The 24,031-nt window shown below is 40.5% G+C and carries 22 protein-coding genes; 15 read left to right on the forward strand and 7 right to left on the reverse strand.

Annotation, left to right across the window (positions count from 1 at the left end):
• Nucleotides 1–14 precede the first annotated feature (14 nt).
• From TOL2_RS10205 to TOL2_RS10225, 5 genes are read right to left on the reverse strand one after another with little or no spacing between them, the layout of a single operon-like run.
• A complete protein-coding gene (locus TOL2_RS10205) occupies nt 15–2,375 on the reverse strand; it encodes a hybrid sensor histidine kinase/response regulator (RefSeq protein ID WP_014957393.1) in 2,361 nt (786 codons plus the stop codon).
• A 14-nt stretch (nt 2,376–2,389) separates the two neighbouring features.
• A complete protein-coding gene (locus tag TOL2_RS10210; RefSeq protein ID WP_014957394.1) occupies nt 2,390–4,456 on the reverse strand; it encodes a methyl-accepting chemotaxis protein in 2,067 nt (688 codons plus the stop codon).
• A gap of 17 nt (nt 4,457–4,473) precedes the next feature.
• Complete coding sequence (locus TOL2_RS10215; protein ID WP_014957395.1) at nt 4,474–5,097, reverse strand: chemotaxis protein CheW; 624 nt, start codon at nt 5,095–5,097, stop codon at nt 4,474–4,476.
• A complete protein-coding gene (locus tag TOL2_RS10220) occupies nt 5,087–6,673 on the reverse strand; it encodes a CheR family methyltransferase (protein WP_041279412.1) in 1,587 nt (528 codons plus the stop codon). Before TOL2_RS10220 ends, TOL2_RS10215 begins: the two co-directional genes overlap by 11 nt.
• Nucleotides 6,654–7,109 carry a chemotaxis protein CheW gene (locus TOL2_RS10225; protein ID WP_014957397.1) on the reverse strand — a complete coding sequence of 152 codons (456 nt, stop codon included), beginning with the start codon at nt 7,107–7,109 and terminating at the stop codon, nt 6,654–6,656. Before TOL2_RS10225 ends, TOL2_RS10220 begins: the two co-directional genes overlap by 20 nt.
• 292 nt (nt 7,110–7,401) lie before the next feature.
• Here TOL2_RS10225 and TOL2_RS10230 point away from each other — a divergent pair, with 292 nt between their 5' ends.
• The 15 genes from TOL2_RS10230 (at nt 7,402) to TOL2_RS23600 (ending at nt 22,520) form a co-directional block, all read left to right on the forward strand.
• The gene (locus tag TOL2_RS10230; RefSeq protein WP_014957398.1) at nt 7,402–8,694 is read left to right on the forward strand and encodes a glutamate-5-semialdehyde dehydrogenase; all 1,293 of its coding nucleotides are present in this window, start codon (nt 7,402–7,404) and stop codon (nt 8,692–8,694) included.
• 12 nt (nt 8,695–8,706) lie between these two features.
• Complete coding sequence (proB, locus tag TOL2_RS10235) at nt 8,707–9,837, forward strand: glutamate 5-kinase (RefSeq protein WP_014957399.1); 1,131 nt, start codon at nt 8,707–8,709, stop codon at nt 9,835–9,837.
• A 166-nt stretch (nt 9,838–10,003) separates the two neighbouring features.
• Nucleotides 10,004–10,417 carry a response regulator gene (locus tag TOL2_RS10240; RefSeq protein ID WP_014957400.1) on the forward strand — a complete coding sequence of 138 codons (414 nt, stop codon included), beginning with the start codon at nt 10,004–10,006 and terminating at the stop codon, nt 10,415–10,417.
• A gap of 31 nt (nt 10,418–10,448) precedes the next feature.
• A complete protein-coding gene (tmcD, locus tag TOL2_RS10245) occupies nt 10,449–11,705 on the forward strand; it encodes an electron transfer complex subunit TmcD (protein ID WP_014957401.1) in 1,257 nt (418 codons plus the stop codon).
• A gap of 27 nt (nt 11,706–11,732) precedes the next feature.
• Nucleotides 11,733–12,392 carry a TmcC family electron transfer complex membrane anchor subunit gene (gene tmcC / locus TOL2_RS10250; RefSeq protein ID WP_014957402.1) on the forward strand — a complete coding sequence of 220 codons (660 nt, stop codon included), beginning with the start codon at nt 11,733–11,735 and terminating at the stop codon, nt 12,390–12,392.
• A gap of 71 nt (nt 12,393–12,463) precedes the next feature.
• Nucleotides 12,464–13,801: an electron transfer complex ferredoxin TmcB gene (tmcB, locus tag TOL2_RS10255; RefSeq protein ID WP_014957403.1), complete on the forward strand. Its 1,338-nt coding sequence runs from the start codon at nt 12,464–12,466 to the stop codon at nt 13,799–13,801.
• A 1-nt stretch (nt 13,802) separates the two neighbouring features.
• Complete coding sequence (tmcA, locus tag TOL2_RS10260) at nt 13,803–14,204, forward strand: acidic tetraheme cytochrome c3 TmcA (RefSeq protein ID WP_014957404.1); 402 nt, start codon at nt 13,803–13,805, stop codon at nt 14,202–14,204.
• A gap of 14 nt (nt 14,205–14,218) precedes the next feature.
• Entirely contained in the window at nt 14,219–14,569 is a 351-nt protein-coding gene (divK, locus tag TOL2_RS10265) for a DVU0259 family response regulator domain-containing protein (protein WP_014957405.1), read from the forward strand.
• Between the two features lie 58 nt (nt 14,570–14,627).
• Nucleotides 14,628–15,575, forward strand: coding sequence for a universal stress protein (locus TOL2_RS10270; protein WP_014957406.1), 948 nt, complete (start codon nt 14,628–14,630; stop codon nt 15,573–15,575).
• Between the two features lie 27 nt (nt 15,576–15,602).
• Complete coding sequence (locus TOL2_RS10275) at nt 15,603–16,301, forward strand: MBL fold metallo-hydrolase (protein WP_014957407.1); 699 nt, start codon at nt 15,603–15,605, stop codon at nt 16,299–16,301.
• 133 nt (nt 16,302–16,434) lie between these two features.
• On the forward strand, nt 16,435–17,271 hold the full coding sequence (gene speD, locus TOL2_RS10280; RefSeq protein WP_014957408.1) for an adenosylmethionine decarboxylase: 837 nt from the start codon (nt 16,435–16,437) through the stop codon (nt 17,269–17,271).
• A gap of 76 nt (nt 17,272–17,347) precedes the next feature.
• Nucleotides 17,348–18,214: a spermidine synthase gene (gene speE, locus TOL2_RS10285; RefSeq protein WP_014957409.1), complete on the forward strand. Its 867-nt coding sequence runs from the start codon at nt 17,348–17,350 to the stop codon at nt 18,212–18,214.
• Between the two features lie 141 nt (nt 18,215–18,355).
• Nucleotides 18,356–18,718: a GNAT family N-acetyltransferase gene (locus tag TOL2_RS10290; RefSeq protein WP_232508118.1), complete on the forward strand. Its 363-nt coding sequence runs from the start codon at nt 18,356–18,358 to the stop codon at nt 18,716–18,718.
• Nucleotides 18,719–18,722: 4 nt separating this feature from the next.
• A complete protein-coding gene (locus TOL2_RS10295; protein ID WP_014957411.1) occupies nt 18,723–19,658 on the forward strand; it encodes a DUF2156 domain-containing protein in 936 nt (311 codons plus the stop codon).
• 117 nt (nt 19,659–19,775) lie between these two features.
• A complete protein-coding gene (locus TOL2_RS23600) occupies nt 19,776–22,520 on the forward strand; it encodes a cache domain-containing protein (RefSeq protein ID WP_014957412.1) in 2,745 nt (914 codons plus the stop codon).
• A 29-nt stretch (nt 22,521–22,549) separates the two neighbouring features.
• On the opposite strand, the gene TOL2_RS10310 is transcribed toward TOL2_RS23600, so the two are convergent.
• Together TOL2_RS10310 and TOL2_RS10315 are read right to left on the reverse strand one after the other, a co-directional pair.
• Nucleotides 22,550–23,014, reverse strand: a complete 465-nt coding sequence (locus TOL2_RS10310; RefSeq protein WP_014957413.1) for a CBS domain-containing protein — start codon at nt 23,012–23,014, stop codon at nt 22,550–22,552.
• A 46-nt stretch (nt 23,015–23,060) separates the two neighbouring features.
• Nucleotides 23,061–24,011 (reverse strand): universal stress protein, encoded by a 951-nt coding sequence (locus tag TOL2_RS10315; protein WP_014957414.1) that lies wholly within the window; start codon nt 24,009–24,011, stop codon nt 23,061–23,063.
• Between the last annotated feature and the right edge of the window lie 20 nt (nt 24,012–24,031).

Below are 24,031 nucleotides of genomic sequence, written 5' to 3' on the forward strand. Positions count from 1 at the left end.
TAATTTCCTGCCTGCTAAATATATTTTTTGACCACTTCCAATAGATTGCTTTGGTCAAAGCTGCTCTTGACAATGTATGCATTTGCGCCAACGTCAATTCCGCGCTCTCGGTCTTCGCGGGAGTGGAGTGCGGTTACAAGTATCACCGGCAGATCACCAAGTTTTTTGTCCTCACGGATTTTTCCGGTAAGCACAAACCCGTTCATTCTGGGCATATCAACATCTGATACCAATAAATTGTATTCGCCTTCTTTGAGTTCTGTTAACGCCTCTAAGCCGTCAACCACGGTTTTTACCTGATATCCGGCTGACTCCAGAATGGTTTTCAAAAGCATGCGCGATGTAATGGAGTCCTCAGCAACCAAAACGGATATCTTTTCTGATTCTTGTTCTTCCATGCGAACTGGGACTTCTGCGGACATGGGGCTTATGTGTACTGCTGATTTCATCAAGTCCATGACGTTCAAAATAGGTACCACTTTTCTGTTTCCAAGTACCGTTGCACCATATATGTTTCTGACACGGGAGAGCTGTTTGCCGAGGCTTTTAAACAGGATTTCTTCTTCATCCAATACCTTGTCAAGGCTGAAGGCAATCCTTTTTTCCCCGGTTCCAAGGACCAGAGCAGGGTATGTTTCCGATGCGGATACTCTTTCTTTGTGATGGATTTCCAGTACGTCATCAAGCCGCACCAGCGGCACGGTCTTGCCGTTTAGAAGAATGGTTTCCTTGTTTTCAACGGTTTTAATGTCATCAGGCCTGACTCTAACCACCCGGTCAACATTCACCGTTGGTATGATAAACTGCTGTTCCCCAGCCGACACAAGTATGCCCCTGAAGGTGGCAAGTGTTATGGGAAGAAGTGCCCGGAACTTAGTTCCTTTGCCAGGGGTGCTTTCAACAGAAACTTCGCCGCCAAGTCTTTCGATTTTTTCGCGTACTATGGCCATACCCAGTCCCCTTCCGGATATGTCGGTTATGATCAAGCTTGTTGTTACATCTGATTGAAAAATAAGATCAAGAGCCTCTTTTTCGGAAAGCTCACTTGCTTCCTGTCTGGATATGACTTTTTTCTTGATGGCTGCTTCTTTTACTTTTTTTATGTCAATTCCCTCTCCATCATCGGATATAATAATTTCAATCTTGTCACTGTTTGTCTGGCTGATTATGACATTAACCGTTCCGGTTTCCGGTTTTTTGTTTTTCTTTCTTATTTCTGATTTTTCAATTCCATGGTCCACGCAGTTGCGAAGTAAATGTATCAGCGGGTCTTTCATTTCTTCCAGAATCTTTCTGTTTATTTCAACATCTCCGCCCTCCATTGATACCTTGACTTTCTTGTTTTGATCGCGTGCAAGATCACGCACTATTTTGGGGATCATTTCCAGAAAAAAAGAAAAGGGAAGCATCAGCACGTCCTTCATGTCTTCAAGCAGCCTGTCCACAAGTTCGCCGACCAGCCTCTTATCCTGATGCGCTGATTTAAAAAGAGCAAGGAGCCTGTCTTCAAATAATCTTGACTGGTTTTGATTTGATTCAATCAACTCTATCAACTTGGATAAGGATACCAGGGCGGTCTTTTTTTTTCTGCCAGGTTCTGTTTCTTTGTTAATCATTTGTGACAAAGCATGTGTGGCCGTTGTTATCTGTGCCCAGTCCTTTTTCCACAACTCCAGCATTTCAATAAGATCCTGAAGCTCGTTTTTGTGTCTGTTTGCCAAAAGTTTGGCTTGGAGTATCTCTTCTGCTTGCAGCATGAGCGAATCCAGTTTGTTTATGGAGACCCTTATGGTTTGTGTTTGAGGATCAGCCTCTTTGAAAGCTTCCTGTCCTTTCTTCTGAGGGGCGGCAGGTTCTGGCTGTGGTGCAATTTCTTTTTGTGTTTTTTTTATTGCCATGGCCGGAAGAAGCTTATCAACTGGCTTGGGTTCTTTTTCAACAGGTTTGGTTTCGTTCACGCTTTTGCCTGAACTCAGCTCTTTGATTTGTTTTATGATTTTGGAAATCTGATTTCCATGAACATTTGTATGTTCACTTTCGGGAGTAGCGGCTAAGTCCGCTAATGTGTCAGTTGCATCATAAAGCACATTTGTCATTTCAAACGAAATTTTAATCTCATTTCGTTTTAATGCTGAAAATATGTCCTCAAGTGCCCCTGAAATTTTTTCTATCACAGGCAGGTCTGCAGAGCGTGCTGCACCCTTCAGGCTGTGGGTTTGCCGGAATATGGATTCAATCACTTCATCATACTTGTCACCTGCAGGTTTTTTCTCCAGTTCGACCAGATCGGAGTTGATTATTTTCAGGCGGTCTTCAGCCTCAGCCTTAAAGGCGGCCCGGAGTCTTTTCAGCAGATCTTTGTTTGTTAAGCCCATGAGACTCCCTTTTCTTATGCTTCAAACTTATACCATTCCATTTTCTGCTTGAGTTTTTGGCCCAGCTCGTCCAGGTTCCGGGCCGCGATTTCCAGTTGCTTGGTGCCGGATGCGTTTTGGGCGCTGGCTTCTTTGATGTTCATCATTGCCATTCCCACCTGGTCCATTCCAACCAACTGCTGCTGGCTTGACGCCGCAATCTGGATCGCTGTATGGGCAGCTGTGGTAATGCTGCCTGTCAAGGTTGAGATTGCATCCCCTGATTTCCTGGCTTGTTTTATTCCTTCTTCAACAGTCTTGCTTCCCTCTTCAGTCACCAGGACTGCTTTGCCGGTGGCTTTTTGTACCTCGTTGAGTATTGTCCTCACCCTTTTGGTGGCCTGTTTGGATTGTTTTGCAAGGCTCTTGATTTCCTGGGCTACCACGGAAAAACCCTTGCCCATCTCACCTGCTTTAACTGCCTCAATAGAGGAGTTAACCGCGAGCAGGTTTGTCTGCTCTGCAATGTCATCCACCGTGGCAATGATTTCTCCGATGGCCTGGTTCTGTTCGCTCAGCGTTACAATTGATTCGGCAATAGATCCTATATGGGTTTTTATCCGGCTCATTCCATCAATGGTTTCATCTGTGGCCTGCTTGCCTGTAATTGATATTTGCTGGGCCTGTTGAGCATTTTCGGAAACAGTTTTTGATTTTTTATTGGCAAGGTCCGCAGTCTGTTTTATTTCCTCCATTGTGGTGGTGGTCTCATTTGCTGACGTAGCAGTCTCCGAGACACTGGTGGCAAGCTCGGTAACTGTGGCGGCGATTTCAGAAGTTGAAGAGGAAATAACATTAATCGCCTCTTTTAATGAAACAGACTGTTCCTGAAGTCTTTTGGTCATGGCTGCCAGGGCATTTCCCAGCACGTCCTTTGTTGATCTGGGTTTTACTTTAATATTTAAATCTCCTTTGGATATTTTTTCAGCCAATTGTGTCTTCTCCTGCAAGCTTTCTTTCAGGTTTCTGAAAATATCTGCCAGTTGGCCGATTTCATCGTTTTGCACAATTTCTACTTCATAAGTAAAATCACCGTCAGATATTTTTCTTGCAATTTCTGTGATCCTGGAAATAGGAATAGTAATGGCCCTGATGATGATAAACGAGAGGATTATTCCCAAAACAATAGCGGCAATTATGCCGCTGAGCATCCTGTTTTTTGCCGAAGCCATCTCGTTGAGCATCTTGTTTTTCTGGTCTGCCTCCACTTCCTTACAAATGTAATTAAATGAATTTGCTACATGCATCATTTTTTCTAAATTTACCTTGAATCCATCACTTAGTTCCTTGTAATTGAAAAAAGCCTTTTGGTACTCTTTAGCTTTAATAATAATTTGTTCAGCCATTTTTTGAGTTTCTTCTTTATCTAAACGGCGTTTAAGATCTGTTGCATGGTCGATGATATTTTTTATATTTTTGATTAATTGTTGAGAAGACTTTTCATCATTGCGCAAGATAAAGTTTTTTTCATTCCGCCTGCATTCATGAATCCAGTTGATAATCAGGTTTGCATCGTCAGACTTTGTCAATATGTCGTTTTGCTCAGCCTTGCTTGCATTTTTTTCGCGTAACCGGGAGTATTCTTTTTTCTGGTACTGTTTTAAATCATCAGCTATTTTTTCCAGGTCACGGGCTGCTTGAACCATGTCGGCATCCAGTGTTTTCTGTTGTGCTTCAATATCCAAATATTTATGAAAAGCATCGTCATAATTATCTGTAATGGCTAATACTTCGGACATATGAGTTTTATTTACATCCTGTTTGAATTTTTCCCTGGTCTTTTTGGCCTGCTTTTTCATTCCATCCAGGTTGGCAAGTACCTCATCGGCATACTGCCGATCATGTGTCAGAGCATAATTCTTACCTGATCTGTTTATCCCGAGCGCGTATTTGACCAGACGGTTAACGCTTTCAACCTTGTCAACCCGGTCCTCCATTGCGAGCAAGCCTTTGTGGCCGAAATACATCACCGCCATCGCCAGAAGCAAAATAACGATAAAACCAAATCCTATTTTTATGCCGATCCTCATATTTTTGAACATTTGCCTCTCTCCTTTACTTATGTATCAACTTCTTCGTGAACGATTATTTTTGAGTCAGATAGAATCATTGCCGCCTCAAGCACAACGATTCTATCCTCTAAAATACCTTTGAGATATTCTTCACGAACTCCGGTTAAAGTGGGCAGCGATGGCTGGATTTCACTTGTCATGATGGACCTTACATCTGTAATGCTGTCCACTACTATACCGAATTCGTTCAGCTCTGAACTGATGATGATGACTTTATTGAAGTCGGCAATTCCCTTATCCGGCAAGTCAAAGAATTTTTTGAGATCAATAATTGAGATAATCCTTCCGCGAACGTTGATAATACCCAGAACAAAGTTTGGTGTGCATGGTATGGCTGTGAATTCCTTTAATGGATAGACTTCACTGATGTACTTGGATTCAATGGCATAATTTTCATAGGCCAGGACAAACTCCACTATTTCAATTTGAGCCTTTTTCCCCTCGATTTTCCCGGTTTCCCTGGAAAGCAGTTGAGCCCTTTTTTTAAGGATTTTAATTTTTTTGTCCGGGTCTGCTGGGAAACCTTTTCCAATAGCAGTATTTGATTCGTCCAAATGCCGATGAATCCGGTCCCAGTCTATTTTTTTTGACATTAAATCATTATTGCTCATTTGCGGCCTCCTGGCCGGATGTTAATTTTATGATTTCCATGAGACGACCGGCGGTTATTCCGTCCGACTCCGGCACAATATCGTCTGTTTGCATCCCGCTCAAAATGGAGATGGCATTATCAAAATTTTTTTTTGATTCTTTCAGCTTGCCCAGCCGGCAGTTGATATTTCCGAGAGAAAAATAGGCAAGCACAAAGTTATAGTCGAGATAAAGCACGTTCTTTAGTGCTGATGCCGCCTCTTCCATTCGGCCCATCTCGGCCATGATGGTTGATAATAAATAATGGAAGGACGGGTTGAGCTTGTCTGTGACAATCGCCTTTTCACACCATTGTGCCGCTTTGGCCAGGTCTCCTTTGTTGGCGTATGTTCGAGCCAGCAAGGTCATGGCATCGGCGTTGAATTGGTCGTTTGATAATAGTTCACGGAGTAATTCAGCGGCCTTGGTATATTCACCTCTCTCAAATAATTGCAGAGCCTGTTTGCTGGAACTTTTGTCCGGTTCTGTTGATTTGGGAGATTCCGGGGATATTTTCAGCGGTTGGGGCATGATTTCATCGGTTATATCGGTCTTTTCCAAAAAAAGAAGTTCTTGCTGAAAATAATTTTGATAATCAAGCTGGTTTTTCGGCTGGTTTTCCGGGATTGGGAATACCGGATTTTCTTTGAAATCTTGTTTAAAAGAAGTTTGACTGCTGCCTTTTTGGTAGAAAATAGCCCCATCGCAGTACACGGTATTAAATTTTGAATGAAATTGGTTGGGCATTTCTCCCGGACTTACCACAAACCATCCTCCCTTTGAGTTAGATCGGTATATGCGGCTGATAACCTTTTTGACATATTCAGGTGGAAAATACATAAGTACGTTTCGGCAAAAGATTAAATCCATGGCGTTGGTATTATTTGTTATCGAGGGGTAACAATTATCCATAAGATTAAGGTATGAAAATTTGACCATCTTTTTGATCAGCGGATCAAGCCTGTAATGTCCGTTTTTTGTTTTTGTGAAGTATGTGTCCTTGAACCGCTCAGAAGTTCCCCGGAATGACCATTTGGTATAAATTCCGCCTAAAGCCTTTTTTAAAAATTGAGGATTAATATCAGTCGCACAAATGGTGATATTCCAATCGCTTAAATCCGGGATCATTTTTGAAAGCAATATGGCCAGAGAATATGGCTCCTCACCTGTGGAGCAGGCCGCGCTCCACAGCCGCAGACACTTGCCGGTCTTTTGGCGTGCTTGCATCAATTTTGGAAGGATGTGTGTTTCAAGAGCATTGAAAACGTTTTTGTCCCGGAAAAAATAGGTTTCCCCAATGGTGAGATGGATTGCCAGGGACTCAATTCGGCTTTTTGTGAGCGACGAGGATAAAAGCCATTGGATAAACGATTCCGGGTCTTTGTGATCAAACTCTTGGCAGGCTGATACAATGCCCCGGCTAAGATCCGGCCAACGTTCTTTTGGAAAATAAAGTCCCATATTAGCGGATAGAAATTTGCTGATCAAGCTCAGTGATGATTCTGAAATTGCTGTTTCATTTTCACTATATAAAGGTTTATTGATATAGTGCATCATCCAATGCTTTTTCTTCATCAAGAGATAGAAATTGATTGAGATCATGAATGAAGATCATGCCGTTTTCGAATTTGACTATACCTTCTATATATCCCATGCCGGGAATAATTTTTTCAGTTTTAGTGACCTCCTGCTCTGAACACTCAATAACGCCGTTTACGCTGTCTGTTAAAAGAATGACCGTCCGTCTTATTGTGTGGGCAATAATCAAATGATCGGTCAAGTCAATTTCTTTATCAGGAATTCCAAAGCGTTTTCTTATATTAAAAACCGGAAGAACCCGGCCCTGAACATTCACCACTCCGAGAACAATATCCGGTGCATTGGGCAATCGAGTTATCTCAACAGAGCTTATAACCCTGTCAACAGCATCAAGATGCAACGCATATCTCTGACCGGAGAGTGAAAATCCCAATAGTCGAACAAGACTGCTCATAATGTTTGTCCTTGCAGCAGAGCTTGTCTTTGTCTGCCTGATTATTAAACCATGAAATTACTAGAATATTTTTAATATTCCAGTTAATTTAAAAATAAATCCTTTTACTATATATTATAGGACAATACAATCCGAATTTAAGAAATAAAATCCCGCTTTTTTAGTTGTTTTTTAGTACTTTTGTGTTTTTTACCCCTTTTGGAAGTGGTTTTTACCCTTGACAGAAAAACAAATTTAATGGATGAATAGGGCGTAAAATCAAAGAACAGGAAGTTTAAGTTAAGGAAAAAAAATGGATATTCAAGCAATAGCCACGCAATGTAAAGATGCTGCTATTTTGATGTCGGCACTTTCAACAGATATCAAAGATAAGGCACTGAAAAATATTATTAAGGCCTTGGAAACTAATATGGATCTTATTATTGATGCCAATAAAAACGATCTGGAACAGGCCCGAAAAGATAATCTGGACGCTCCTTTATTAAAACGGTTGAAATTTGATCAACCAAAAATATCCGAAGCCTGTGACGGGATTGCCAGTCTGATAAAACTGGAAGACCCGGTGGGAAAGACATTGTCCGCAACTGAGCTTGACAAAGGTTTGACCCTTTTTAAGGTTAGCCGGCCCATTGGCGTGATAGGGGTTATTTTTGAATCCCGCCCGGATGCCCTGGTACAGATTGCCGCGCTTTGTTTGAAAAGCGGGAATGCTGTTTTGCTCAAAGGGGGCAGTGAGGCTTCGGCTACCAATCAAATCCTGGCGTCCGTCATTTCCAAAGCCGGTGTGGATACCGGGTTGCCTGAAGGATGGCTGGGGTTGCTGGAAACCCGAAGCGATGTGGATCAGATGCTGAAGCTTGAAAAATATGTTGATCTGATTATCCCAAGAGGCAGTAATGAATTTGTGCGTTATATAATGGATAATACCGTCATTCCGGTTCTGGGACATGCAGACGGGATTTGTCACCTTTATATTGATCGGCTTGCCGATCCCAAAATGGCGGTTGACCTGTCCGTGGACAGCAAATGCCAGTATGTGGCGGTGTGTAATGCAACAGAAACCATCCTGGTTCATGAAGCTTTGGCCAAAGATATTCTTCCTGTGTTAAAAAAAGAACTGGAAGCAAAGGGTGTTAAAATTTACGGGTGTGAGAAGACAGGTGATATCATTGATGTTGAAGCCGCCACCGAGAAAGACTGGCAGACCGAATACCTTGATTTGATTGTCTCCATTAAGGTTGTGCCGTCTTTGAAAGAGGCTGTGGCGCATATTAACCGGTATGGATCGGGCCACACAGATGTGATCGTGACTTCGGATAAGAAAAGGGCCCTGTATTTTATGGATCATACAGATACGGCAGATGCGTTCTGGAACTGCAGCAGCAGGTTCAGTGACGGGTTTCGGTTCGGCCTGGGTGCTGAAGTGGGAATCAGCACCAATAAAATTCATGCGCGGGGACCGGTGGGGCTTGAAGGGCTTATGATTTACCAGTGGCGAATGATAGGTGACGGGCATATGGTAAAAGATTATACCGGCGAGGCTGCAAAACCGTTCACCCATAAATCCTTGAATAAAGATTTTTAGTTAGAGAGAAACATGCCAAAACAACGTTTGATTACTGCCAGACGGGTAGTTGTAAAATTGGGCAGTAATGTTATTACAGCTAAAAACAGTTTGAATCTGGAGGTGATTGAATCCATCTCCAGGCAGATCAGCAGCCTTATGGACAGGGGGATTGAGGTGATCCTGGTTTCATCAGGTGCCATGGCGGCCGGACTTAGAAAAATGCAAATGATGCGCCGTCCGGATGAGATCCCCAAACGTCAGGCCATTGCAGCCATAGGCCAGAGCGGACTGATGAATGCCTATGAAAAAAGTTTTTCTGAATGTGATAAAAAAGTGGCTCAGATTCTGTTGACCGCGGAAGACCTGAACAACCGGAAACGTTATCTGAATGCAAGAAATACATTGCATACACTCATGGAGTGGAAGGTTGTGCCTGTTATCAATGAGAATGACACCATCATGGTTGAAGAGATAAAACTTGGGGATAATGACAATCTTGCCGCCATGATCACCTTGTTAATGGATGCGGATTTTTTGTTTATTTTAACCGATATTGATGGATTGTACGATAAAGATCCAAGGCAATTTTCCGATGCAAAGCTGATCCCAAAAGTTACCACATTTGAAAAAGAGATTGAAGAATATGCAAGTCATATTCCCGGAACATTGGGCACCGGGGGAATGCTCAGTAAAATACAGGCCGCCCGGAAAGTCACTTCCTCGGGAATTCCCATGATAGTGGCCAGGGGCAATTCCCAAAACGTACTATTGCGTTTGTTTGACGGGGAGGAACATGGCACATATTTTGTTCCCAGAAAAGAAAAAATGGCCAGCAGGAAATGCTGGATTGCCTATGCCCTTGTCCCCAAAGGCAGTCTTGTTATTGATCAAGGTGCGGTAAGTGCGGTACGAAAAAATGGAAAAAGCCTATTGCCCATAGGGGTTTTATCTGTGGAAGGGGAGTTTGAGCAGGGGGCCGCGGTTTTTTTTAAAACTTCTGACAATGAAATCATTGGTACGGGACTGGTCAACTACCGGTCGTTTGATATCAATTTGATAAAAGGATTAAAATCTTCCCAGATAGAAGCCTGTCTTGGCGGCAAACATTATGATGAAATTATTCATCGGGACAATCTGGTACTCAAGAAAGATTGCGGATGATTGGCATATATGAAATTTTCTAAACTTAGAAAGATTTCTAATTTTTTTTAGAAATCTTTATACTAATTGTTTTATACACAAACAGGTGTTACATCAAGGTGTTTGTAATCTGCTGATATTATAAATAAAATTATTGTTTTGTAGACTGGCATGGTTTCTGCTTTCCATGATTCCAATAATTAATAATTTAATTTTGGATCAAATGGCAAAACAAGATAAAAAATCACCTCAAATAATGTTTATTGATAATGATGAACATGTTCGGGATTCCTTAAAAGTTTTTTTTGATAGCACCCAGATGGATTTTTTGATATTTAAAACAGCAGCACAAGGGTTGAATTCTCTCAAATATCAGAAGATTGACATAGTTATTTCAGATTATTTTTTACCTGATATGAATGGCGTTGACTTTTTAAATCAGGTGGCTATGGATAATCCTGATATTATAAGAATTTTAATGACAACGATTGTTAATGATGATTTAAAACTTGACGTACTTAAGGCGGGAATAGATTTTTTTATTGAAAAGCCGCTGACCGTAGCATCTTTGGATACAATTATTAACGAATTAAAAAGCTAATGTTGGTTTAACAAAAAGTTCGGAGATCAAAATGGAAGAAAGCAAATCTTTTGACTGGACAACAAATTTAAAGGAAGTGCCTGTCCGGGAATGGAAAGACCGGTTTGCCTGGGTGGAAGAACCCTATGTCAGTCCTGATGGGGAGACCATTGCCGGCATTGTGAATGTCGAGGAAGGCGTGTTCTCAGTGTGTGAAAATGGTGAACTATGGACTGGCGAATATGAAAAGGCCTGGTGTTTAAGGCCCTTGCCGGATGGCAGGTTTGCTGCGTTAGTCAGCAATGATGAGGAATGGACATTGAGTATCAGCGGTAACGACTGGGAGAGCCGGTTTGATTTTATCTGGGATTTTCAGGCAACTCCCGATGGTTCGAGCGTAAGTATCGCAGTCCAGAAGGATTCGGAATATGCAATGGCGGTCAATGATGAATCCTGGGACCGGATGTATGATAACATCAATGAAATGGTCTTAAGTGATACCGGCAGTACTGCTGCTGTCGTGCAGGTTTCCCCAATGTCTGCTGCGGATATCGAAACATTTAAACAAGGTGTTTTTTCCTGTGCCGTTAATGGAAAGGCCATTGAGAAAAAATTTTTAAATATATGGGATATAAGCTTTGATTCAACCGGTAAAAACGTTGCATATGGCGCGCGCTTAAACCGGAGTGACTATACTGTTGCCGTCAACGATACAGTTTGGGATAAAAAGTTTCAATCCGTATGGAAGCCTGTGTTTTTACCCGATGAATCTTCAGTCATAGCACCGGTTAAGACCGGTGGTAAATGGATTCTTTACAAAGACTGTCAACCTTTTTGGAAAAACAGCTATGAACAGCTCTGGAAACTTTTGGTTTCTCCAAAAACCGGTAATGTTGCCGCCATTGTATCCAAAGAGTTCGGTAAATGGACGGTTGCACAAAATGATACTGTCTGGAATATGTCTGCAGATCAGATGATTTCAGATCTTGTTTATTCAAAAGACGGATCAACCCTGGTGGCGGTACTCAAAGACAAAGGGGCCTGGACTTTAGCGGTGAATCAAAAAAAATGGGATCTTGCGGCAGACAAGGTGTTTGATCCGTGTATAAGTTCTGATGGCAGTATTGTATCTGTCGTAATTGAAAAACAGGGACAATATTTTCTGGTGGTAAATAATCATGTGATCCCAAATGGTTATGATTTTATGACCACCCCTGTGATCAGTCCTGATAATACAAAAATTATGCAACGGGCAGTGACAGACGGTGTATATCAACGACAGATCCTGTCACTTAACAAGATTTTATAAAAGGATATTTAACCAAAGGAGACACATATGAATGCCTTTATAGACTTTATTATGGGGCCAATGGTCTGGGTATCTTTTTTGATTTTCATACTCGGACTGATATTTAAAATCGTTTCTATTATCAAAGATGTGAATGCCAGAGAGCCTTATATCTATTCATACCTGACCTTGAAACACAGTTTAAGATCAATTTTTGCCTGGCTGATTCCGTTTTTCCCCCAAAGTACAAAACAAAGCCCGGTATTTTATTCAATATCTTATATTTTCCATCTGCTTCTTTTTATTGTTCCCATTTTTTTGATGTCCCACATTGTTTTGATTGATGAAGCGTTCCAGGTTTCCTGGATAGCTTTGGATGACGGCCTGGCCGATATATTAACTGTTGTTGTGATCCTTGCGTTGGTTTTCTTTGCCGTTCGAAGACAGAAGGTTCCTGAAGTAAGGTATTTAACATCCTTTAAAGATTATATATTGTTGTTAATTGTTGCTTTGCCTTTTATTACAGGTTTTCTGGCATATCACCAGTTCTTTTTATACAAACTAATGGTCATCATGCATGTGCTTTCAGGAGAGTTGATGCTCATTCTCATTCCGTTTTCAAGATTTTCCCACATGGTTGTTGCCCCGTTGACAAGGGCTTATATGGGGTCTGAATTTGGAAATGTCAGACATGCAAAAGACTGGTAATAAGCCAAAGGAGACAAATATGCTAAAGCCAATGACAAGCAAAGGAAATGATAACCAAAGGAAATGACAAAATGGATGAGTCCAATATGGTGAATGAAAAAAATACGGATGAAGCAGTTGAGGCGGGACTGGCAAGGCTGACACCGGAAAAAATAAAAAGCACCATTAACCAGGTGCTTCAGGATGAGACAGGTCCTAAATTTAAAGCTTATGTTGAGACTTGCATGCATTGCGGTCTGTGTGCGGAAGCATGTGTCTATTTTCTTTCAAATGATCGTGATCCGACATACTCACCTGCAGGTAAGGTAAAACAGACCATTTGGGAAATGCTTAAAAAAAAAGGGGAGGTCTCAACGGATTTTCTCAGAAGGGCGGTTCATATTGCCCATACGGAATGCAATGTCTGTAAACGTTGTGCCATGTATTGTCCCTTTGGTATTGATATTGCCTATCTGATGCTGCTGGTCCGAAGAATTTGCCATAAACTTGAAATAACACCGTTATATATTCAAGATACGGTGAACAGCCATTCCGCCACCATGAACCAGATGTGGGTCAAGGAGGATGAATGGATTGATACCCTTCAATGGCAGGAAGAGGATGCAAGAGAAGAGTTTGAAAACCTGAGAATCCCTTTGGATAAAGTGGGTTCTGATATCATGTATTCTGTTATCGCACCTGAACCAAAATTCCAGGCAGGATTAATTTATCAGACCGCCACCATAATGCATGCCGCAGGCATTGACTGGACCATGCCTTCAAGTCCGGGTTGGGATAATAGTAATATGGCCATGTATACAGGCGACAATGAAATTTCAGGCCGCATTGCCAGGGCATTTTATGAGACAGCCGCACGGTTGAAGGTAAAACGCATTGTCATGGGAGAGTGCGGACATGCATTCCGGTCAATTTATGATATGGGAAACCGTTGGATCGGCTGGTCTATGCCGCCCTTTGAGGTTGTTCATGCACTGGAATTTTATCATGAATTGCTGACATCGGGCCGGATCATGATTGGTGAAAAATTTAAAAAGACCGTTACACTCCATGATCCCTGCAATGTTTCCAGGGGAAGGGGATTGCACGATATGGCAAGACAAGTGACAAACATGTTGTGTGAGTCTTTTATAGAGATGACTCCGAACCGGGAACATAATTATTGCTGCGGCGCAGGTGGAGGTGTGATCAATTGCGGCCCTCCCTACAAAGGGGAACGTATGGTGAACAACAGGGTAAAGGCTGAACAATTAAAGGCAACCGGTGCCGAGGTTTTAATCGCTCCCTGCCACAATTGCCACAGCGGACTTGAAGATATTGTTGAGCATTATGATCTGAACATGGAAGTCAAATTCCTGGGAGATATTATTTTTGAAACCATGGAAAAGAAAATTTTTAAACCGGGAGATTAAGATGAAACAGATAGTTGTTTTTATGGGTTTTATATTGTTTTTATTTGCGGCAGTTGTTTCGTTTTCCAATGCTGAACCGGACTCAGTTGAAAAATCCCAATTGGAACGATTGGACAATTCAGTATTTAAAAATCCCCATAGGCCAGGTGCTGTATTTGAGCATGATGATCATAATGATATGGCACAAATAGATGATTGTGCTGTTTGTCATCATGTGTATGACGGTAAAAAATTACTTGAGGATGAATCCAGCGAAGACAGTCAGTGTTCAGAATGTCATTCTCTGAAATCAGATGATGAAAATTCCGTTCCTTTGTTGCGTGCTTATCATAAACGGTGCAAGGACTGCCATTTTGAAGTAAATAAAGGTCCGGTACTTTGCGGTGAATGCCATATCAAATAGTCAGGAGGAACAGTATGAGTAAAAAAATTATGATCGTGGATGATGATCCGGCCATAACAAAATATCTGGAAACACTTTTTACTGACAATGGCTATGACACCTGTGTTGCAGTTGATGGTAAAAAAGCCCTGGATCTGTATAAAGCGCAAAGCCCTGATTTGATTACGCTTGATCTTGAAATGCCCGAAGAATGGGGGCCCAGATTTTTTAGAAAAGTCAGTAAATCAAAGGGGTTTAATACCCCTGTCATTGTTATCAGCGGACTGTCAAGCACAAAATATTCGATTCCAAAGGCTGCCGCTTTTTTCGGCAAACCTTTTGATGCTCAGAAGCTGCTGGAGAAAGTGGCGGATCTGTTGACCTGAGAGGCATATTTTAAGAGGTGTTTGTAAAAATGCAGTTTTTTGGTTTTTTGAGGTCGTTATGTTTAAAAAGATAGTTTTTGCAACTGATGGGTCTCCTGTCTGTGAAGCAGCAGCAAAAATTGCTTTTGAACTTTCAGAAAAATATAATTCTGAGCTTATCTTGATATACGTTTATGAGGATGACTCAAAAGAAAGTTGCCTTTTTGTTCCGGATTCATTGACAATAAAAAGACTGCGGTTCAGACCTGATTATATTGCAGCAGTTCTGGAGGGAATGAAAAATACATATGGAGCTGTGGTTAAAAAAAACAAAGACTCCAAATATGAGTACCATGACAATAAAAAACCTGACCCTGATAATATTGAATATAAGGTGCTTGAAGGGGAACCTGCACAAGCAATCCTTGATTTTGCCTTAAAAATCGAAGCGGATTGCATTATCATGGGTGCGCATGGCAGGGTAGATGATCCTGACGGGAAAGGATTCATAAAAACTGCCGGGAAAACTTTGAAAAAGGTAATAAAAGAGGCGTGCTGTCCTGTATTGAGTATTGCAAGGCCTTGTGAAACTTGTTTCTGGTACTTTAGCCGGATTGTTTTTGGAACCAATTTTTCAGAGGCTTCCATGGCGGCCTTTGAGTTTGCATATCAACTGGCGGATTATATCGGTTGCAAACTGCATATTTTTCATGCGCTTAATCTTGATTCATCCGGAACACAAAATGTTCTTGGCCAAAAACAGATTGAAGATCAAATACAGGAAGCAAAAAACAGAATAGATCAAGAATATGTTTCTCAAATGCATAATTTTGATAATTATGATATTGCTGTCTGGGAAGGCAGTCCTTATATCGAATTGTTGAAATTTTCAAGGGAAGCTCGCAGCGACCTTATCGTGATGGGCCATAACAACATGTATAGTGATCCTGATGAGGTATCCTTCGGCCCTACAATTGAACAGGTGGTTCTCCGATCCGCCTGTCCCGTGATAAGCGTGAACCGTTGATGATTTTTCAAATATAAAGGTTTTTTTATGTTTATTAAGCAGTTTAAGTATTCAACCGATAACCTTGGATACCTGGCATATTCAAGAAAAGAAGGGATTGCCATTGATGCAGGTAGTGTAGATGATATTCTGAGTTTTGCCGAAAAGAACAATATACATATCAAATATGTCACAAATACCCATTCTCATTATGACCATACTCCGGGCAACCAGGCGTTGCTTGAAAAAACAAATGCTCAATTTATTGATTGCAGACAGATCAAATCAGATCAGGTTATAGCGCTTGACATGGAAAAAATAGAGGCGTATTACACCCCCGGTCACACTGATGACTCAATAACATTTGCAGCAGATGATTTTCTGGTCACTGGTGATACATTGTTTAACGGGACTATTGGGAATTGTTTTTCAGGCGACCTTGAAGCGTTTTTTCAATCCCTGAAACGTTTGATTGCCTTGCCGGGAAATACCAAAATTTATGCTGGTCATGATTATGTGATTGAAGCCATTAAAATGGCAAAAATAATTGAAAAAGATAACCCGCATTTTGAAGCATACATTCAAAAATATAATTCCGGGTTAATCGTATCAACTCTGGATGATGAATTAAGTGTGAATCCTTACATACGGTTTAACGCCCAAAGAATGATACACAATTTAAACAAACGCAACATGCCTGCCAATACCGAGTTTGACAGATTTAAATCAATAATGGAAATTTATTGATTTAGTTTTTCTTCTGGCTTTTTGCCCTTGTAATTCATTATTTAGGATTTACCTTAAGCGCAATTATTTTTTTATGCTCCAACAGTTTTGTGGAAAATATCAGATATTTTATTGATTACCGGAGACAGCATTAATGCTTGATAAAAATAAAAAATTTATTGATGACTCCCGGAAGGAGAACTGTTTTGCCTTGGGCAGACAACTGACAATTGAGTATTATGAATGTTCAACAAAAGCTCTTTTAGATAAAACCCTGGTAGAAAAAGCTCTGTTAGATGCAGCTCAAAAAAGCGGTGCAACCGTTATTAATTCAATATTCCATAAATTCGAACCCCAGGGGATCAGCGGGGTCGTCGTGATAGCAGAGTCTCATTTTACAGTGCATGCGTGGCCGGAACATGATTATGCTGCGGTTGATATATTCACATGCGGAGATAATATTGATCTGGAAATAGCCATCAATTCCATGAAAGATTCTTTTGAGTCTGAAAATGTTGTTATTTCTTCTGATCAAAACAGGGGAATTATTTCCAAAGCGTTTGAACAAAAAAAAGTGGGACAGATTGTTAAAAAATCAGAAATATATCCGATTTCCTGGAAAAAGGAATATGAGAGTAAAAATCCATGGGGTGTTTTAACGTCTGTGGATATTTATGACAGTGATCCGAATATTATCAGTGATGCAAAAAGCATTAAACAATTTGTATATCAATTGTGTGATCTGATTGATATGAAGCGGTTTGGGGAATGCCAGGTTGTTCATTTCGGAGACGATGAAAAAGTTGAAGGGTTCAGCATGACGCAACTTATTGAAACGTCATTGATTTCAGGTCATTTTGCCAATCCATCAAACAGAATTTACCTGGATGTATTCAGTTGTAAATTTTATGAACCCCGGGAAGTTGCTAACTTTGCAATGTCTTTTTTCAAAGGTGATCATTATAAGATCCAGATTGCTTTAAGACAATAATCCAATCAAATTCCAATTGTCTGCCAGTAGGTCTTTTTTCCAACAGCCGTCAATTGAGGTATGCGCGATAATAAAAATGAAAAATTATAGTAAAATAAAAAACGGCTGGTTTTCGGAAATATGTCCCATGTGGCCCGGCATAGCTTTGTCTCTTGAGATCGAAGAGGTTTTGTACAGCAACAAGAGCAAATTTCAGCAGATTGACCTGTACCAAACCCGGAACCATGGTAAAATGCTTGTCCTGGATGGTATTATCCAGTTGACGCAGTCAGATGAATTTGCTTACCAGGAGATGCTGGCCCATGTGCCTTTGTTTGCCCACCCCAATCCTGAAAATGTTCTGGTCATTGGGGGCGGAGATGGGGGCGTTTTAAGGGAAATTGCCCGCCATGCCTGTGTGAAAATCATTGATTTTTGTGAAATTGATGAAGAGGTCATCAAGGTATCAAAAGAATTTTTGCCTGATATGGCCTGCGGGTTTGATGATCCAAGGGTCAGGGTTCATATTGGGGATGGAAACTCCTATCTCCGGGAACAAAAAAATAAATACGATGTGATTATTGTGGATTCTTCCGATCCCATTGGTCCGGGGGAGGCCTTGTTTGAAAGGCCATTTTACGAAAATTTAAAAGCCGCACTTCGTCAAAACGGAATCATTGCCACTCAGGGTGAATCTTTTTTTATGCACAAGGAGTGCGTTGCCAATCTTGTGAAGATTACAAAAGAGCTGTTTGAGGTTCAGGCATATTCCTATATACTTGTTCCAACATATCCGGGTGGTAATATAGGCGTCTGCCTGGGATCTTTAGGCCCTCAATTAAAAACTCCTTGCCGCACTATGTCTGATGCAATTCAAAAACAATTAAACTATTATACACCAAAAATCCATGAGGCTTCTTTTGTTCTGCCTTATTTTGCCCAAAAGATGTTTGAAACCTTATAATAATGAAAGAGGATAGATTTGAAATTTTTAAGATTTGAAATTTGTCTCTTCCAATTAATAAAAAATATTTGAAAAATGCCAAATGGTTCCAAAACAGAATTTATCATAAAGACCATTAAATCCGCTTCAATGGATGATTTAATGGGTCTTTACAAGGATGCTGGGTGGTGGGATTCTTCTTTTGAAGAACATCCTGAATCCTTGCAGTCTATTGTAAAAGATTCAGCCCTTTTTGTGGGTGCTTTTGCGGGACAAAGACTTGTCGGAATGGGACGTGCCCTTTCTGATCTTGCAAGTGATGCTTATATTCAGGATGTCGCAGTTTTAAAGACATTCAGGGGCAAAGGGATTGGTGAAAAAATTGTTCAAACACTGGTAAAACGATTAAAGGAGAAAGGGGTTGACTGGATAGGACTTGTTGCCGAGCCGGGAACCTCTTCGTTTTACACAAAACTGGGATTTGAAACACTCAAAGATCATGTTCCGTTAAAATATAAGGATTGATAAAATGTGCAGGGCAGAAGCGGTTTTACAGGCTCCCCCAAAAAAAACAAGACTTCCTGAGTTAAACCGATTTGATTTAAAAGACCGGGGGATGATTCAAACCTATATTGATACTTTCAAGCCCTTGTCCTGCGAGTATAATTTTTCAAACCTTTTTGCCTGGCAGGATGCTTACCAGCTTACCTGGACCTTGTACCAGGAACGGCTTTTGATTTATGATAATGTTTCTCAATGTGGATTTATCCCTTTGGGAGAAGACTTTTGTCCTGAAGAACTTGTTGTCTTGTCGTTAAATTTAAAAGATATGGGTCTGACACCTGATTTTTATCTTGTCACACCGGATTATTTGAGAAGATTTCCATGGATTGAAAATTATTATGAGGTCAGAGAAGAGCGCGATTATTCAGAATACATCTATGATGTTAACAGCCTGTGTGAACTTACCGGGAAAAAACTGCACAAAAAAAGAAATTTGATATCACAGTTCAAGCGAGCCTATCCTGATTTTGAGGTTCATCCATTAAAAGGAGAGTATAAATCTAAAGCTCTGGAGCTGACAAAAGAATTGATGAGCCGCAGCAAACTGAACTCAAAAACCCTTGACCATGAGTTTTGTGCATTAAAAACATCATTTGATTATTTTGAAGATCTTGGTTTGGAAGGGCTTGCCATAACAATTGGAAGCCGGATGGTCGCATTTTCTGTTTTCAGCCGATTGAGCCGGTCCACCTATGACATTCAGTTTGAAAAATCTGATATTGAATTTAAGGGGGTGTCCCAGGTTATCAATCATGAAACAGCACTCTATCTTAAAGATAAGTGTTTCTACCTTAACCGGGAGCAGGATCTTGGCATCAAGGGGCTTCGCCAGGCAAAACTGTCCTATCAGCCTTTAAAGCTGATCACCCTGTACAGCCTTGTTTTCTCCCCACTGAATTAATCAAAACCTTGCTTTTAAAAAGCTCTTGTTTTATTGTTACCGAGTTGGAGTCCCAAGGAAAATTGCCAGTTCTGCACATGGCAGTTATTTTAATTTTTTCAGGCGGTGGACTATTTTATGATTGATGCAAATTTTAAATATAGAAACAGGCTGTTGTTTGCTTTTTTGATTGTTTTTGTTCCGTTGATTTTAATCAGCAGCACCATTGCATATTACCAGGTCAAAAAAATTCTGCAAACAAATATTGAAAAAGAACTACAGGACACAACCCTTTCTTTATTAAACCTGATACAAACTTCTGCCGCACTTTCTATAAAAAACAGGCTTCATGCCATTGCCGATAAAAATTTAGATATTGCCCGTTATTATTATGGTAAATATCAATCTGGATTGTTGAGCAGGTCTGAAGCAATTACAATCATTGAAGAAATATTTTTAAGTCAGTCTGTTGGCATGAAAGGTTATATCTATTGTATTAACAGTCAAGGGATTATTACTGTTCATCCAAATGAAAAAATAAGAAATAAGAATTTTTCCGAACTTGATTTTATCAGGCAGCAGATACAAATTAAAAAAGGATATTTTGAATATGATATAAAAAAAGATGGGGAATCAAACAAGCAATCCAAAGCCCTTTATATGGTTTATTTTGAACCGCTTGACTGGATTATCTCAGCGTCTTCCTATCGTGAAGAGTTCAGCTCTTTTCTAAATATCGATGATTTCAGAAACAGTATTCTTTCTTTTAAATCAGGAGAAACAGGATATGCCTTTGTTCTGAGTGAAGATGGAGACATTCTGGTGCATCCCACCATGCAGGGGATAAACCTGTTAAGGCAATCAGCGTATTCCAATGAGTTTTTTAAACAGATTATTAAAGAAAAAAACGGGAAAATCAGATATTTCTGGAAAAATCCCAATGAATTAAAACCTCGGGAAAAAATAACTATTTTCAAATATTTGCCGGAATATAAATGGATTGTTGCATCTTCAAGCTATGTGGATGAAGTTTTTTCCCCGTTGAATACATTCAGGAATTTTTTAGTGGTTTTCATGATATTAATCCTCTTATCATCTGTCTGGATAACGTATTTAATAAGTACCTCTGTGACAAAACCGCTGGTATCATTAATGGATACACTGGATCAAGGTGCCCGGGGTGATTTTTCCGTTCGCATGGATGATGATGTCCCTTATGAGTTTGGCAGACTGGCTCGTCAGTTTAATTCTTTTATGGGCCAGTTGGAACAGAACCAGGAAAAGATTAAAACTGAAATTCAAAAAAACACAGAAGCCCGTGCCGTTATCGAAGAATATGATCTTAGGCTACGCAGCCTGTTTAATCAATCTTTTCAGTTCACGGGTCTGTTATCCCCTTTGGGAATGCTTGAAGAGGTCAATCAGAGTTCACTTGATTTTGTCGGATATACTGCAGGTGATGTTATGGGGAAACCTTTCTGGCAGACACCCTGGTGGCGTCATGACCCCAAGGTTCAGCAACAAGTGAAAGACGCTGTTGAAAGGGCTGCCCAAGGGGATTTTATTCGATTTGAAATCACAAATACTTCAAAAGATGATCAGATCATAAATATGGATGTCACCATAAAGCCTGTTTTAAATTCATTGGGTGATGTGGCGTTCCTGATTGTAGAGGGCAGGGATATCACAGCATATAAACTTGCAGCCCAGGAAGCAAAAACCTTGGCTGTGCGATTGGAAAAAGCCCAGAAAATGGAGGCAATCGGAACCCTTGCCGGTGGAATTGCCCATGATTTTAATAATATCCTGTCAGGAATTTTAGGGTATTCGGAATTGGCACAATTGAATCTGGACAGCCCGGAAAAGGCAAAAAAATATATTGAATTGATTGTCAAAGGTGCCCAGAGAGCTGCCAGCCTTACCCGGCAGATACTGACATTCAGCCGCCAGAGTCAGACAGAACCTGAAAAGTATCCGTTGAATTTATATCTTGTGGTAAAAGAAGCCCTTAAATTATTGCGTTCATCAATCCCTACGTCCATTAAAATCAGTGAAAATATTGTTTCAAAAGCAAAAGTCCTGGCTGATTCGGTCCAAATGCATCAGTTGATTATGAATCTTTGCACCAATGCCTACCATGCCATGGGAGAAAACAAGGGTGTTTTGACGGTCCAACTTCAAGAAGTTAAGATTTCAAAAGACAAAGATGTTTTTGATCATATTATCACCAAAGGAAGATATCTTGAGCTTGAGATCGCTGACACCGGTCTTGGGATGGATGAAAAAATTTTGTTAAAAGCGTTTGATCCGTATTTTACCACCAAAGAGGTGGGAAAGGGGACGGGTTTTGGTCTGTCCATGGTTCATGCCATTGTTGAATCACATGGCGGTTATATAAAAGTAGAAAGCGCGGAAGGGAAGGGAACAAGTTTTTATATCTACCTGCCTTTGATTGATCAGGAAACGGATTTTGATTTCTGTGGAAAAGAAGAAAAAATATTAAAACGCGGGGTTGAAAAAATCATGATTGTGGATGATGAAGAAAATATCCGCTTGATTGGTCAGGCATTTTTAACCAGTTGCGGTTACTCTGTTGACACCTTTGAAAATGGTATAAAAGCTTTTGAAGCATTTGAAAAAGATCATGATCAATTCGATTTGATTGTTACGGATATGACCATGCCAGGTATGACGGGTGATGAGCTTGCCAAAAGAGTACTCAAGCTTCGCAAGGATATGCCGGTTATTTTGTGTACAGGATACAGTGAGACTGTTTCAGAGGAAAAAGCACTTGAAATGGGCATTCGAAAATATGTTCAAAAACCGGTATCCAATAAAGATCTGGCAGTATTAATCCGGGAAATACTGGACCTTAAGGTATAATAGAATCTGAAGATATCGGATGCAAAAGTTTAATTGTTTTTACTTCTGGAGATTAAAATTTTTAAAATATCTTCTTTTCCGATAATGCCTACAAGTTTGTTTTTATCTACCACCGGGAGGGTATGAAAATGTTTTTCAACCATCAGGCTTGCAATTTCAGAAACAGGGGTATCAGGATGGACTGAAATGGGATTTTTTACCATGGCCTGCTCTACTTTTGTGGCTGCAATCTTCTTGAGTTCCGAATTCAGTTTTTTAGAGGATGACAATGGGATAATCCCGTCAAGGAGGACAAAAATTGGGGGGAACGGAATGTCTTTTTGTGCAAAAATCAAATCACTCTGGCATAAAATTCCTTTAAGGATTCCATTTGAATCAACTACGGGAACACCGTTGATATGATTGCTTAAAAGAATTTCAACCGCTTTGGTGATATCTGTGTCAGGGGAAATGGATATAACGTCTTTTTTCATAATATCTTTTGCTGTTATCATGGGACATCTCCTTTTGCATCCATTTTTTTTCAGACGACATGATTTTTCATACGACGTGGCGGACTGCCAGAACCGGACACTGAGATCGGCTGATGACTCGATCAGTTGTAGATCCCACTAAAAAACGCTCTAAAAGGCTGTGGCCCCGGACCCCAAGTATGATCATATCCATTTCTTTTTTTTCGGCATAGTCGATCAGTTCCTTGTATGGCTCTCCTTCAAGTATGACGGTAACAGGTGTACACCAGTTCCGGCTGTCTTCCGGAACCATATTGATGAGCTGCTTTTCAAGGCGGTTGAACATTATTTGTTTTTTCTCTTTTTCTTCTTCTATTGTTTTTTTGGATATATTCAGATGTTCGGCACGAATCCAGCTGATATCCTCACCCACTTGGTGTTCCATTGGTCTGATTATATGGGCCAGATAAAGTTGTGTCTGAAATTCCTGTGCAAGACTCAGGGCATAGTCAAAAGCAAGTTTGGAATCAGGTGAAAAATCGCATCCCACAAGAATTCGTTTCAGTTTTATACCATCTTTAACCGGTGAAACCATATGATCTTCAGGTGTATGCAGCACCAGAAAAGGGCATTCCAGGATTTTTACCAGCCTGTTGGTGACAGAACCGATTAAAAATCGTTTTACGCCTGAACCTCCATGGGTCGCGGCAATTACCATGTCCATGTTTTTTTCGCGGCTAATCTGTTCGATTTCATCCGGCGGGTGGCCGGCAGCAACGATTATTTCACATTCAGTTTCAATTTCTTCTGCCAGTTTCTCAAGTCTTTCCTCGGCATTGCGGATTCGCTCACTTTCAATGCCTGCGTAGTCAAGATATGGAGGCATATGGCTTGAAACCATAAGCGTTCCCGGAACAATATGGCACAGACAAAGTTTTGAATTAAATTCCACGGCCAGTGATTTGCCATAAGATACGATAAGATTTGTAAAGTCTGAAAAATCAATGGCACACAGTATTTTTTTTGGTTCTATTCTCATGATTTGACTCCTTTTTTTTG

The sequence above is a fragment of the Desulfobacula toluolica Tol2 genome (genome assembly GCF_000307105.1).
GTDB classification, from domain to species: Bacteria; Desulfobacterota; Desulfobacteria; order Desulfobacterales; family Desulfobacteraceae; genus Desulfobacula; species Desulfobacula toluolica.